The organism is Rhodococcus sp. NPDC059969 (genome assembly GCF_042738325.1).
Taxonomy (GTDB): Bacteria; Actinomycetota; Actinomycetes; order Mycobacteriales; family Mycobacteriaceae; genus Rhodococcus_F.
The window spans coordinates 451,950-464,444 of the sequence record NZ_JBHWUF010000001.1; the positions used below are offsets into that span (position 1 = coordinate 451,950).

A 12,495-nucleotide genomic window follows, 5' to 3' on the forward strand; every position below is an offset into this window, starting at 1 on the left:
GTGGATCGCCGGACCGGGATCATTCGAGAGCTCGTCGACGCCGTTGTTCCCCAGCACTTTCCGCCCGAGTTCAAGCTGATTCACTCGTATGTCTGCGATTCGGCACGCTTTTCATCCTGGTCCAGTGACTCTGCCGGTGCCGGATACTGTTTCGACCTCGGCAACCGTGCTCGACCCACCGCTGCCGCAATAGGCGAAGCGGTGGAACGATATTGCGGCAACATCGTCGCCAAACCGATCGTCCGCGGGTCTGCTGCCGCGTTGATCGGAGCAAGCATCGACCTTTCTCAGCTCGCGCGTTTCGACGCTGCCCAGTACGCGCGGCCTGCGTTCCCGTTTGTAGAACCAACTGAGAATCTCGCGATGGACTGGACTCGCGGAATCGACCTGATCACGGATTCGGATATCTGGGTACCGGCCGAACTCGTCTGGGGTTCGTATCCGCACTACGTCGCCCGGACCGGACACGTGATCTCGCCAGTGGCACAGGCGGGTCTGGCCGCCGGGCCCTCGGTGAAGTTCGCAATCGACAATGCATTGCGCGAGATAGTCGAACGAGACGCGATGACGCTGTCCTGGACCGGAAAACGCGGCGTTCGGATTGTCACCGGCATGCCCGAGGCGCTGCTTCGACTGGGCAATCACGACAGCCTCTCGACCAGGTGGCTTTCATTCGAGAGTGATTTCGGGATCCCCGTCCTGGGCGCCCTGGTTTGCGACCGACTGACCGGATACTCGACGATGGGTACCGCTTGCCACGAAGACGCGCAGACCGCTGCGTTCAAATCACTCGGCGAAGCGCTTCAGCTGCAACTCCTTTCCGCCGACTACGACGACCCCGACAGCGGCATCGGCCGGGCCGCGGCCTCCCCTACCAGCCCGCTTGCGCCTTGGCGGTCGGACCGTAGCTATTCGGAGGACTACCGATCGGACTTCGCCGACGTCATGGATTACGGGTGTCACTTGCAGCTCCACCTGGACCCGGAGATCCAAGAACGATTCGAGAGTGAGCTGGCAGATGCCGTCGTCGGCGAGGTGGAACTCGACTCTCTGACTTCATCCACCGACACCGAAAGCGCACTGACTGCCGCCGGTTTCAGGCCGGCGTGGGTCGAGCTCACCACAACTGATGTTCTCCGCGCCGGCCTGCATGTCGTCCGCGTCGTAGTTCCCGGTTGTCTCACCAATGCGGCCGCCGGATTGCCGTTTCTCGGCTCGTCCCGACTAGTAAACAGCCTTGCCGGACGTCCGGCTCGCACCATCCCATTGCCGCACTGACGCGTCGGCCGCGTCGAGTACCCGAAGTATGTTTGCTCCGTTCAGTTTGACCAGTTCGTCTAGGGTCCACCCGCGGCGAACCAGTTCGTCGAGTAGGCGCGGGTATCCCGACACGTCTTCCAGGCCGTCCGCTAGGGCAGGGTAGCCGTCGTAGTCGCCGCCCAGCCCGATGTGGTCGATCCCGACGACCTTGCGGGCGTACTCGATGTGATCGGCAACCTCGGTGATCCCCGCGGGCGGCGACGTTCCCTCTCTTCCGCCGTCGAACCAGCGAGCGTACTCGGCGGAGACAAATGTCGGTACGAAGGTGAGCATGAGGACACCACCGTTGCCGGGCAGTCTGCGCAGTACGTCGTCGGGAACGTTACGAGGATGATCTGTGACTCCGCGAACCCCCGAGTGCGAGAAGATCACCGGTGCGGTCGAGACGTCCAGGGCGGCGTGCATGGTTTCAGGTGAGGTGTGCGAGAGGTCGACAAGCACGCCGGCGGCGTTGAGTTCGCGAATGAAATTGCGGCCCAGTTCGTTCAGACCATGATGGCGTGGGTTGTCGGTTCCCGAATCGGCCCACGCGGTGTTCGAGTTGTGAGTCAGGGTCACGTATCTGACGCCAAGTTCGGCGAAGATCCGAAGGATCGCCGGCGAACTTCCGAGTGAGTAGCCTCCCTCGATGCCGAGCAGCGAGGCAATCTTGCCGTCGGCGATCGCGCTGCGGACCTGTGCGGAGGTTCGGGCAAGCACGAACGCAGTCGGGTAGCGCGCGACGAGACGGTGGACGAAATCGATCTGCTCGAACGTCGCTTGGACCGCTTCGGCTTCACTGGTGTTCGACGGAACGAACAGCGACCAGAACTGCGCGCCGACGCCGCCCGCCCGCAGACGGGGAATGTCCGTGTGCAGATCGGGAACTCCGGTGTCCAACCCTTCCACCGAATAGTCCCGCTTGTACTTCGACGCGATCGGAAGATCGTTGTGCCCGTCCACGATCGGCTGAATGGAAAGTGCTTGTTCGGTGACGGTCTCTGTCATCGTGCTACCGCTTCCAGGCTGGGGATGGAATCGAGAAGTTCTCGGGTGTACGGGTGGGTGGGTCGGGCGAAGATGTCTTCCGCCGATCCGCTTTCGACTATTCGACCGTCCTTCATGACATGAACGTGGTCGCTGATATGGCTGATGACGCCGAGATCGTGGGAGATGAACAACAGCGCGAGCTTTCGGGTGGAGCGCAGTTCCAGGAGTAGGTCGAGAACTTGCGCCTGGATCGAGACATCGAGGGCAGAGACGGGTTCGTCGCAGATCAGGATCTCCGGATCGGTGGCGAGTGCTCGTGCGATTGCAACGCGTTGACGTTGACCGCCCGAGAGTTGGCGCGGATACCGGCTCAGATGTGCGGACTCCAAGCCGACCTGCTCGAGTAATTCGACCGTCCGATCCCGGTGATCGCCGTCGACACCGGACTCGGTCAACGCGCGAGAAATCAGGCGCGCCACGTCCAACCGTGGATCGAACGAGCCGAGGGGATCCTGCGAGATGGGTTGAATCCGGCGGCGGTGCGGACGACGATCCTTCTCTCGGACAGCACCGGACGAGGAGTTCCAGAGCGTTCCATCCAAGGTGACGTTTCCGGAATCCGGAACGAGAAGCCCTAGGGCGATTCGGGAGACGGTGGTCTTGCCCGACCCAGATTCGCCGACAATGCCGACGACCTCGCCGCGCCTCAACGTCAGCGACACGTCGTCGACCGCTGTCCTGGTCTCACCGCGGCGACCGTGAAAGATCTTGCTCACTCCCGAGACGCTCAGCACCGGTTCGGCAGAGAGATCTTCGCGTGTGAACGCCCCGTTGCCGGTGAGGCGTCGACCACGCGTGTGAGAGCTGGGACTGGCCGCGAGCAAGGTCCGGGTGTAGGGGTGCGCAGGTGCCGTCAAGATCTGTCGTGACGGCCCCTGCTCGACGATGCGCCCGTGTTGCATGACGGCAATCCGATCAGCCAGTGCCGCCACCACGGCGAGGTCGTGGCTGATGAGCAGTAGTGCCGTACCTTCTTGTCGCAGTCGGTCCAGAAGTGTGAGGATGCGCGCCTGAACTGTGACGTCGAGGGCTGTCGTCGGCTCGTCGGCGATCAGAACCTTCGGCCTCGCGGCCAGCGCCGATGCGATGAGTGCGCGCTGCCGGAGGCCACCGGACAGTTCGTGTGGGGACGACGACATGCGAGAAGCAGCATCGGGAATGCCGACCCCGGACAGCAGTTCCACTGCGGCATCGACACGTTCGTGCCGGGGGTGGGTGCGGTGGATCGACATGGGTTCGATCACCTCACGGCCGACGGTGCGAAGTGGATCCAACGAGACCAGCGCATCCTGTAGAACGAGGCCGATCTTCCTGCCACGCAACGCTTTGAACTGTTTGTCTCCGTACCGCGAGACGTCGTCGCCGTCGATCGTGAACTTGTCGGCACTGACCCGGGCGTCGCTGCCGACCAGGCCCAACAGAGAGCGTCCGGTGACGGATTTTCCGGAACCGGACTCGCCGACGAGAGCCAGGCATTCACCGGCCGCGAGATGGAAGTCGATGCCGGCAACTGCGGTCACTTCAGGGTTGTCGTGCCTCGCAGGAAAGGTCACCTGCAGATTCGTGACGGAGACTATGTCGTTCACGCGAGTCCTCGTTCGGCCAGGCGTCGCTGCGCGCGACGACCCAGAGTTGTTATGGAGACCACGGTCAGCACGACCGCGAGACCGGGAAACAGGGATGCCCACCAGGCCAGCCGTAAGAACTCTCGGCCCTGGGCGAGCATGACACCCCACTCGGCGTCGGGCGGTCTGACTCCCAGACCGAGGAAGCTGAGCGACGCGACCGAGATGATGGCCGTTCCGACGCTGATGGTGGCAACTGCGACGAGGGGAAGCAGTGCGTTGGGCAGAATGTGCAGGCCGACGATCCGGCGACGGGGGGTGCCCAGTGCTACGGCCGATTCCACGTATCCCGAAGCGGCGATCGGAAGTGTCTGAGCACGAATAACTCTCGCGAAACGCGGCACCATGCCCAGTGCAACGGCGATCAGTGTGTTGCGCGGGCCCGGCCCGAGGACGGCGATGACGAGCAGGGTCAGGAGCAGATCGGGAAATGCCATCGTGATGTCCACCATTCGTAGCAGACCGGCTCGCACCCAGCGTGGTCCGAGCACCGCCGATATTCCGACGAGAGTGCCGAGTAGCACCGCGACAGCGGTGGCACCCAGTCCGATGAGCAACGAGAACCGGGCGCCGTGCACGACTCTGGAGAAGATGTCGCGGCCCAGGTTGTCGGTACCGAACCAGTGCGCCGATCCCGGGCCGGCAAAGGGCGCGGCCGGGTTGGTGGCGTTCGGATCGACACCGGTGAGCAGTGACGGTGCCGCGACCGCCACGAGAGCGATCGCAGTGAAGAGCAGAGCGAGCGTCGTACCGAGGCTCGGGCCCTGCTTGTTTCGGAAGACGAACGACGGACGCCGCAGTACAGCGGTGAGAGTGGCCACGGAATCAGCCCTTTCGCAGGCGCGGATCGATTACCACGTACAACAGATCGAGAAGCGTGTTGACCACGATGAACACCAGTGCAGAGAGGACAACGATCCCCAACACGACCGGCATGTCCTTCGCTCCGATCGCCTGGAGTGTGACACGTCCCAGACCTGGTCGTGCGAAGACGGTTTCGGTCAGCACGGCACCACCCAGTGTCGCCCCGACGAAATAGGCGGCGAGGGTGGTGGCGGGCAGCAGAGCGTGCCGGAAGGCGTGTCTGAGCAGGACCGTGGCACGGGAGGCCCCGCGAGCGCGGGAAGTCACGACAAACGGCTGCGCAAGTGCATCCTCCACCCCGTCCCGGAGAACTTGCGACAACAAACCGGCGATGGGCAGAGCCAGAGTGATGATCGGCAGAACGAGAGAGATGTCGGTCTTGGCGCTCGAGGCCGGGAACCAGTCGAGGGCGAAAGCGAAGATCCAGAGCAGGAGAATACCGATCCAGAACGTGGGCACCGACACGGACAGCAACTCGAACCCCGACGCGACAGTCCGCAGACGCGGTCGGCCGGCGGTCAGCAGTGCGAGCGCCGAGGCGATCACGATTGCAAGCACGACGGCAGGTACGGCGAGCGCGACGGTAGGCCAGAGTTGTTCTCCCAGAACCTCCGTCACCGGCCTTTGCAGCTGGTACGAGTTTCCGAGGTCGCCGGTGAACACCCGCTTCAGATAGGTGAGGTACTGGACGACGATCGGCCGGTCCAGTCCATACGAGACGCGAATTGCTTCGCGGTCGCTCGGACGGACCACCGAATCGCCGCCGAGAATGATGTTCACCGGATCACCCTTGATGGTGTGCAGAGCGATGAAGGTGAGAGTGCCCGCGCCCCACACCACCAGAACCGCGGCACCGATCTTGGCGACGATCAGCCGCGACAGGGTTGCCGCGCGTCGACGCTGCTCAGTTGGTGAGGAAAGCATCGTAGAAGAGCGGTGAGGCGTTGGTGGCAAACGAGATTCCGTGAATATTGTTGTTCGTGCCGAGGCGGTACGCCTGGACGTAGACGGGAACGACGTACGCCGAGTCGATGACGTGATGCTGAATCGACGAGTAGATCGCCTCGCGCTCCGGGCCGTTGGGAACGGAAGCGGCCCGGGTGAGATTGGCGTCGAGTTCCGGGTCGACGGCGCGTGCATATGCACCACCGTTCGGCGGTACGTATGCGCTGGAGAATACGGTGCGGAGAATATCGGGTTCCGGTCGCACGAAGAACAATGCTGCCGCCTCGTAGTCACCCTTCGCCGCACGATCGGACAGCGTTCCGGTGTCCACGGGCTCGATGACCAAGTCGAATCCCACATCCTTCTTGACCTGATCCTGGAAAGCCTCGAGCAGGGGCGCGTTCTCGGCGAAGTAGCTGGACGAATCGTAGGGGAATCGGATGCTCAGACGTTTACCGTCCTTGGTCCGGTACCCGTCGGAATCGCGTGATGTCCAACCTGCTTCGTCGAGAAGCGAATTCGCCTTGTCGGCGTCGTATCCCCAGTTGCCGGCGACGGTAGCGTCGTAGTACGGCGTCTTCGGTCCGAGGATGTTGTCGGCAGGTCGCAACTGGTCGAAGTAGACGCTCTTGACCAGGTCGGTGGAGTTGAGCGAACTCTGGAAAGCCTGTCGCACACGAATATCCGTGAACGGTGCGGCTTGGGTGTTGAGGAAGATGCTGTAGTTGATACCTGGGTTCTCGTACTTGATCAGACGGAGGTTCGGATCCTTGTCCACTTGCGGCGCATTCGCCGACGGAACGGCCGCGATGGCATCGACCTCGCCGTTCTCCAGAGAGCCGAGACGCGTGGCGTTTTCGGGCAAGATGCGGAAATTCAGCTTCTCCAAATAGGCTGCACCTTGATGTTTGGCGTATCCGGGGCCCCAGTTGTAGTCGTCTCGGCGATTCAACTCGAATCCCACGCCCTTGGTGTAGTTGCCCAAGGTGAAGGCCCCCGACCCGACCAGAGTGGTGCAGTTCGCGTTGTCGGTCGAGCGCAGATGCGTCGGCGACTGAATGCCGAGGAACGGCAGTGAAGCACCCTGCAGGAACGACGGGTACGGCGCGGTGAACGCCACGCTGACTGTATTCGCGTCTACCACCGTAACCGTATCGAGCGGTCCGAGAAGCGATCTGGCGTACGCCGACTTGGTCGCCGGGTTGGAAACACGATCGAAGTTGAATTTCACGGCCTCCGCGTCGACCGGAGTTCCGTCGGAGAACGTGACGCCGTCACGCAGGGTGAAGGTGTACAGCTTCGCGTCCTCGGATTCGGTCCAGGAACTAGCCAACCACGGTGTGAACTCGTTGTTCTCGCCGTGTGCGACGAGGGAATCCACCACGTTTCGTGAGACCAGCGCCGCCACGGAGCTGCCGGTTTGTTGCGGATCGACGCAATCGACGTCGGAGTTGAGACCGAACGTGGACGTGCCGCCTGAAACCGGCGTCGCATTCTCGTCGAACGGCGTGCTGTCTGCCTTGGACGAGCAGGAGGTCAACAGTATCGCGAAGGTAACCGCCACAGCTCCGGTCGCACCAACGCGTCGAAGAACACGAGTCAAGGTATTCGCTCTCTACAAAGGGCTCTTTCAAAGCCAGCGCTGACCGAACGGGGGTGCCCGTCGGCCTGGTCGTCATCCGGGGCACCCCGTCGCATCGAAGGGTTGCCGACCAGCGAGCCGGAGCTTGTCACTGATTCTCATGACCGATTAAAAGTCTAAGGCGGCACATAAGAGTAAACACGAATTAAACTCAGCGTGAGTGAGAGAGCTGTTCCATGCTCGCGCCAAATCTCCGACATGTCAGCAATTTTGGCTTGCCCACCCCTGAACCCGTCAATTACCCGCGGCTGGTCGTCGATCTGGTCCGGTCGTCACGGAACGGCCAGGTTCAGAGCGATTGGCCCGGCAACGGAAGGATGCCGAGATTGGCATCGAGGCCCCCGTCGACGACGAGTGTCGTGCCGGTGATGTAACTCGCCGCGGGGGACGAGAGGAACCAGATCGCCTCTGCCTGTTCCACAGGTTCAGCGAAGCGGCCCAGAGGGATTCGTCGCTCGATAGCGGAAAGCACCGCCGGATCGGAGGTAACGTTCGCAGTGATACCGGTCCTGGTCAGACCGGGCGCGAGGGCGTTGATCCGAACGCCGACGCCGGCGTAGTCGATTGCGAAGGCGCGCACCAGATTCACGAGTGCGCCCTTGGTGGCGTTGTATGCCCAGTTGCCTGGATCGCCCCGCAGGCCGGCGACGGAGGCCGTGAAAACGGCAGAACCCTTGCTTGCGCGCAGGGCCGGAATCGCGGCCCGTAGTCCGTGGATGGGACCCCGAAGGTTGACGCCGATGATGCGGTCGGCATTCTCGACGGCATCGGGAGACTCCAGCGGAGGTGTGCCTCCGGTCCCGGCGTTGAAGACGGCAGCGTCGAGTCGGCCGAAACGTTCGAGTGCGGTATCGACGGCCGCCTTGTTGACCTGCTCCTCGGTGACGCTACCGACCACCGTGACGACGCCGTCGAGTCGATTCAGAGATTCCAGTCCGCGTTCGGAGACATCGACGGCCACAACTGCATGCCCGCGTGAGACGAACAGTTCGACGGTGGCCCTACCGATTCCCGAGGCGGCTCCGGTGACCAGAGCGACCCGACGTGTGTCGGCGGACGATGTATTCATGGTGCGCCCTTCTGCAGGTGGAATGGACCGGGAACAGCCGCTTGCAACGACTCTGCCGTCTCCACCGAGTGATACCACGTCGGCTTCGAGATTGTTCGGTCTCGAATCAATTGCACGGCGCGCGCGGCGACAGCTGCCGTCGCTGCCGACTGGCTCCGCCCCGAAACCCACAGCGCCGGACCGTTATCCGTTCGGGCCATCGCGACCCAACGATCCGAGCCCCACAGCTTCTTCGGTACTACCTTCCGGAGCGCGGGTACCCACGTCATGACGGCGAGCCCGAGCGTCGCAGCGGACGTATCCAATCGCAGGTACGTCCTGACCGGCACGCCGAGGTCGCGCGTCAACGCATGCTGGTCCGAAAAATCTGCCCGCACAGCAGGACCGGTGCGGTACCCGGTCGCGTCGGCCGGCATCCGAAACGTCTTCATCCCGGTGTAGTTCCGGATCGATCGACCGTCAGCGTCGGGAAAGCGGGTGCCCAACATCCCGTAGGTCCACGCCGTCGCGGCCGGCCCGTGTAGTTCTCCGCCGCCAAGTCCGATCACGATGTCCACTGGCCCGTCGCCGAGTCGGTGCGCCGCTGCTGCGAGGACACTCGTCAACCCCGGCGCCAAGCCGACGCCGATCAGAACGGGTCCGTCGACCGCTTCCAATTCTTCGCAGTAGCTCGAGGTCGCCGTGACGTCGACAAATGCTGCCCCACTACGCACCGCTTCTTCGGCCAGGCGAACGTCCTCGAAACCCGACGCGTTCACCACGACATCGAAGTCTCGAACCACTGCCGAAAACGCGCCTGGTTCTTTAAGATCAACGACGACGTCCGCGCGGACAGGATCACGGCCGGCAGAGAACGCGGAGATTTCGGGGACCTTCGCGAGTTGTTTCATCAGGGGAATCCCGACGGCACCGTAGCCACCGAGTACAAGAACCTTCGTCATTTTCTTCGCCTCCCGAGTCGCTAGAGTTCGACTCTAGAGTTAAACTCTAATCATGACTGAGGTTCTTCGGGAAGACACGTCGGCGCGGCGCAAGATCATCGAGGCAGCGCGCGAAGTTTTTGTCGATCCCGGCTACGCGGCCGCCACGATCAAACAACTTGCCGCAGCGGCGGGCGTGTCGGTGCAGAGTGTCTATTTCGTGTTCGGCAACAAGCCGAGCGTGCTGTCAGCACTGCTCGACGTGGCCGTAGCGGGCGATGAGGAAAAGACTGCAACTCTGGACCGACCGTGGGTGGCGGCGGCACTCGGCGCCCCACATCCCCTCGGGCAACTCCGGATTCAGGTTCACCACGGACGGCTGATTCTGGAGCGCACCGCGGACATCCTGTTGGCACTACGCGCCGCTGCTTCCGCGGACGACGATGCCGCCCGCTTGTGGCAAATCAACCGCACGCAGCGACGCACGGTGCAGGAACATCTGATGGTCGGCATCGTCGAAAAGGCGCCGACCGTCGACCTCGAAACAGCCGTGAACGTGGCACTCACACTGCTCAGCCCCGAGACGTACACAGACCTCGTGGTCGGCGCGGGTTGGACCGGCCAACAGTACGAAGAATGGGTGGTCAACACCCTTGCTGCAACCCTCGGCCTGGACCGAACCGTCAAATCCAGGAAGTAACTCGAACTACTTGGTGGGCTTGTCGTCGATGTGCCGTGGGTTGTTCCACAGGCGTTCTGTCAGATCGTGGAGGACGGCAAGGGTGATCGTGTCGTCGTCGCGGCGAAGCAGCGACTGGCTGACCGTCGCCCGCACCAAAGTGCTGTCCGAGTGCACGAACTCCTTGACCGAGCCCGGTTCGGAACTCAGTTCACGATGGGCCTGCTCGGCACTGACGTCGTCGGCATCCTTGTCGTAAAGAATGTCCTGCAAACGCAACGCCGAGACGGCCTTCTTGGGGTATCCCAGCATGTCAGCGAAGGACGGGTTGGCAAAAACGATGCTGCCGTCGCGGTGAACGGCCATGACCGGCACCGGAAGCCTGTCGAGGAGAATCAGGGCAGGCATCTGCTCCAGATCCGCAATCGGCGATTGTGGCGGCTGCGCAACGTTGCGGCGGCGTTCCATAACACGTCCTCTCAAGTTGCCCGAGTCGACAACAGTCTAACTGCCCAGCAAATCGCGGGTTGACTTCCCGCCCGGATGCAGTGACGAATGCCCGAATCGTGCCCGCCTGAGTTACGCCGCGAGCGCCTCCTGGTCCTCCGCCAAGGAACCGTCAACAACACGATAGACAGTATCCATCCGAGACAGGTGACTTCGGTCGTGTGTCACGAGAAGGGTTGCCGCCTCGTGTTCCCGCACCACCCCGATGATCAGATCCATGACGGCAGCACCGCGCTCCTGATCGAGCGCGCTGGTGGGCTCGTCGACCACCAGAAGCTGGGGATCGTTCATCAATGCCCGCGCGAGATTGACCCGCTGCCGCTGCCCGCCCGACAGCTGAGACGGCCGTTTTCCGCTCTGATCCGCCAGTCCGACAGCATCCAGCAAATCCATCGCTTTTGATCTCACGGCTTTGCGACGGGCCCGCGACGTGAACACGGACTGCCCCAGATGCGCCATCACCTCGAGCTGCTCCAGTGCCGTCAACGACGACACCAGGTTGGACTGCTGGAAGACGATCCCGATGGACGAGCGTCGCAGCTCCGACGCCGCCCGCCGACTCAGCGCCGCGATGTCGGTGCTGCCCTCCGGCGTCCGGAGGTAGACGTGCCCGGAATCCGGACGGATCAGGGTCGACGCCACCGCCAACAGGCTGGACTTACCCGAACCCGAGGGCCCGGTGATCGCGGCGATCTCGCCGCGGTGCAGCCGCAGGGACACGTCGTCCAACGCTGTCACCCGCGATTGCCCGTCGGGAAACGTCAGGTCGACATTCTGGATGTCGAGAACTGTGGTGCCGGTAGTCATGGTCATCGTGCGCTCCCCAATGCTGTGAGTGGATCGGTGGTCGAGAGGAATCGAAGTACAAAGGCCGCGCCGAGCAGACCGAGTCCGATCAAAGCCACGGCAGGTACGACGGTGGTGGATGCGTCCAGGACAAACGGCATGGCATCACCGATCAGCGAACCGGCAACCGCTGTCAGCCCGATCCCGACGGTGACTCCGGCGATCAGCACGATGAGTGCCTGACCCAAAGCGTCGCGCACCAGAGAACCGGTAGTCGCGCCGAGTGCTTTCAAGGTTGCGATGTCCGGGGTTCGCTGGATCGTCCACACCGTGAAGAACGCACCGATCACCAGGGCCGAGATCGCGAACAACATGAGCGTCATCAACGTCAACGATCCGTTCTCCGACTTGTACGAACCGATCGCGTCGAGCGAACCGGTGACCGTAGTCGACGTCGTCGCTGCCGACTTGTCAGTTGCGGAAGCGTCAGAGGCTCCGGTGACAGCCAGCACCGTCGCAACTCCGCCGCGCGGATTGGCCGCCTGCCAGTCGTCAAGCGTCATCCAGACGACGGGCGAATGGCTGTACCAGTCGTCACCGCGAACGGCGCTGACGGTGAACTGCTGCGTACCGACACCCACCTGATCGCCGGCGCCCGCCCCCAGATCGCGGGCGGCACCTTCGCTCAACACCACCGTGCCTGACGCCGACGGCGTTACGTCCCCGAAACCGCCGTCGGCACCGAACAGGGCGACCGACTTCTGATTTCCGTCGGCCAATCCTGCTTTCCCGCGACCGATTCCGATGGGATCGACGTCCTTCGACGTGGAGGTCCAGGCGTTGATCTGGTCCTGCGTGAGCGCCGATTCGTCGAACGACGCTCCTGCTCCGGTGTCGGCGAACACGACCGTGTCGGCATTCATGGCCTCGATCGCCGACACGTTCTGATGGCGAAGTCCCGCAGTCAATCCGCTGAGAAAACTGACCAGTAGTGCGACCAACAGAACCACCACGGAAATCAACGCGAATCGACCTCGCGCTGCCCGTAAGTCCCTCATTGCGACAAACACTGTGAATTCCTTTCCTGTGCTTGCCTCTACGCTCCCGCG

At 62.8% G+C, this 12,495-nt stretch carries 12 protein-coding genes and 1 riboswitch; of the genes, 2 read left to right on the forward strand and 10 right to left on the reverse strand.

What is annotated here, in order from left to right:
• Positions 1-1,278 (forward strand): YcaO-like family protein, encoded by a 1,278-nt coding sequence (locus ACFWAD_RS02115; protein ID WP_378540999.1) that lies wholly within the window; start codon positions 1-3, stop codon positions 1,276-1,278.
• Here the strand turns inward: ACFWAD_RS02115 and ACFWAD_RS02120 are convergent.
• From ACFWAD_RS02120 to ACFWAD_RS02150, 7 genes are all read right to left on the reverse strand, one after another.
• Positions 1,225-2,307, reverse strand: a complete 1,083-nt coding sequence (locus ACFWAD_RS02120) for a dipeptidase (protein WP_378541002.1) — start codon at positions 2,305-2,307, stop codon at positions 1,225-1,227. The two genes, ACFWAD_RS02115 and ACFWAD_RS02120, sit on opposite strands and share 54 nt — an antisense overlap.
• Complete coding sequence (locus tag ACFWAD_RS02125) at positions 2,304-3,935, reverse strand: dipeptide ABC transporter ATP-binding protein (RefSeq protein ID WP_378541005.1); 1,632 nt, start codon at positions 3,933-3,935, stop codon at positions 2,304-2,306. Before ACFWAD_RS02125 ends, ACFWAD_RS02120 begins: the two co-directional genes overlap by 4 nt.
• Entirely contained in the window at positions 3,932-4,795 is an 864-nt protein-coding gene (locus tag ACFWAD_RS02130) for an ABC transporter permease (protein WP_378536359.1), read from the reverse strand. Before ACFWAD_RS02130 ends, ACFWAD_RS02125 begins: the two co-directional genes overlap by 4 nt.
• A gap of 4 nt (positions 4,796-4,799) precedes the next feature.
• Positions 4,800-5,762, reverse strand: coding sequence for an ABC transporter permease (locus ACFWAD_RS02135; protein WP_378541008.1), 963 nt, complete (start codon positions 5,760-5,762; stop codon positions 4,800-4,802).
• On the reverse strand, positions 5,743-7,386 hold the full coding sequence (locus tag ACFWAD_RS02140; RefSeq protein WP_378541010.1) for an ABC transporter substrate-binding protein: 1,644 nt from the start codon (positions 7,384-7,386) through the stop codon (positions 5,743-5,745). The genes ACFWAD_RS02135 and ACFWAD_RS02140 overlap by 20 nt, the downstream gene beginning before the upstream one ends.
• A 31-nt stretch (positions 7,387-7,417) precedes the next feature.
• Positions 7,418-7,531, reverse strand: a riboswitch (SAM riboswitch).
• 183 nt (positions 7,532-7,714) lie between these two features.
• Complete coding sequence (locus tag ACFWAD_RS02145; protein ID WP_378536353.1) at positions 7,715-8,494, reverse strand: SDR family NAD(P)-dependent oxidoreductase; 780 nt, start codon at positions 8,492-8,494, stop codon at positions 7,715-7,717.
• Positions 8,491-9,435, reverse strand: a complete 945-nt coding sequence (locus ACFWAD_RS02150) for a hypothetical protein (protein ID WP_378541012.1) — start codon at positions 9,433-9,435, stop codon at positions 8,491-8,493. Before ACFWAD_RS02150 ends, ACFWAD_RS02145 begins: the two co-directional genes overlap by 4 nt.
• Positions 9,436-9,487: 52 nt before the next feature.
• Between ACFWAD_RS02150 and ACFWAD_RS02155 the strand changes: the two genes are divergently transcribed.
• Positions 9,488-10,114 carry a TetR/AcrR family transcriptional regulator gene (locus tag ACFWAD_RS02155; protein ID WP_283305739.1) on the forward strand — a complete coding sequence of 209 codons (627 nt, stop codon included), beginning with the start codon at positions 9,488-9,490 and terminating at the stop codon, positions 10,112-10,114.
• A gap of 6 nt (positions 10,115-10,120) precedes the next feature.
• Here ACFWAD_RS02155 and ACFWAD_RS02160 read toward each other — a convergent pair whose 3' ends face one another.
• From ACFWAD_RS02160 to ACFWAD_RS02170, 3 genes are all read right to left on the reverse strand, one after another.
• On the reverse strand, positions 10,121-10,561 hold the full coding sequence (locus ACFWAD_RS02160) for a PAS domain S-box protein (protein WP_003943598.1): 441 nt from the start codon (positions 10,559-10,561) through the stop codon (positions 10,121-10,123).
• Positions 10,562-10,672: 111 nt separating this feature from the next.
• Positions 10,673-11,413: an ABC transporter ATP-binding protein gene (locus ACFWAD_RS02165; RefSeq protein WP_378541014.1), complete on the reverse strand. Its 741-nt coding sequence runs from the start codon at positions 11,411-11,413 to the stop codon at positions 10,673-10,675.
• Positions 11,410-12,456, reverse strand: coding sequence for an ABC transporter permease (locus ACFWAD_RS02170; RefSeq protein WP_378541017.1), 1,047 nt, complete (start codon positions 12,454-12,456; stop codon positions 11,410-11,412). The genes ACFWAD_RS02165 and ACFWAD_RS02170 overlap by 4 nt, the downstream gene beginning before the upstream one ends.
• Between the last annotated feature and the right edge of the window lie 39 nt (positions 12,457-12,495).

What these genes read in the sequence shown, in the direction of transcription:
- ACFWAD_RS02120 (WP_378541002.1), bottom strand. Translation starts at nt 2,307, where the DNA reads ATGACAGAGACCGTCACCGAACAAGCACTTTCCATTCAGCCGATCGTG.
- ACFWAD_RS02135 (WP_378541008.1), bottom strand. Translation starts at nt 5,762, where the DNA reads ATGCTTTCCTCACCAACTGAGCAGCGTCGACGCGCGGCAACCCTGTCG.
- ACFWAD_RS02145 (WP_378536353.1), bottom strand. Translation starts at nt 8,494, where the DNA reads ATGAATACATCGTCCGCCGACACACGTCGGGTCGCTCTGGTCACCGGA.
- ACFWAD_RS02150 (WP_378541012.1), bottom strand. Translation starts at nt 9,435, where the DNA reads ATGACGAAGGTTCTTGTACTCGGTGGCTACGGTGCCGTCGGGATTCCC.
- ACFWAD_RS02155 (WP_283305739.1), top strand. Translation starts at nt 9,488, where the DNA reads ATGACTGAGGTTCTTCGGGAAGACACGTCGGCGCGGCGCAAGATCATC.
- ACFWAD_RS02160 (WP_003943598.1), bottom strand. Translation starts at nt 10,561, where the DNA reads ATGGAACGCCGCCGCAACGTTGCGCAGCCGCCACAATCGCCGATTGCG.
- ACFWAD_RS02165 (WP_378541014.1), bottom strand. Translation starts at nt 11,413, where the DNA reads ATGACCATGACTACCGGCACCACAGTTCTCGACATCCAGAATGTCGAC.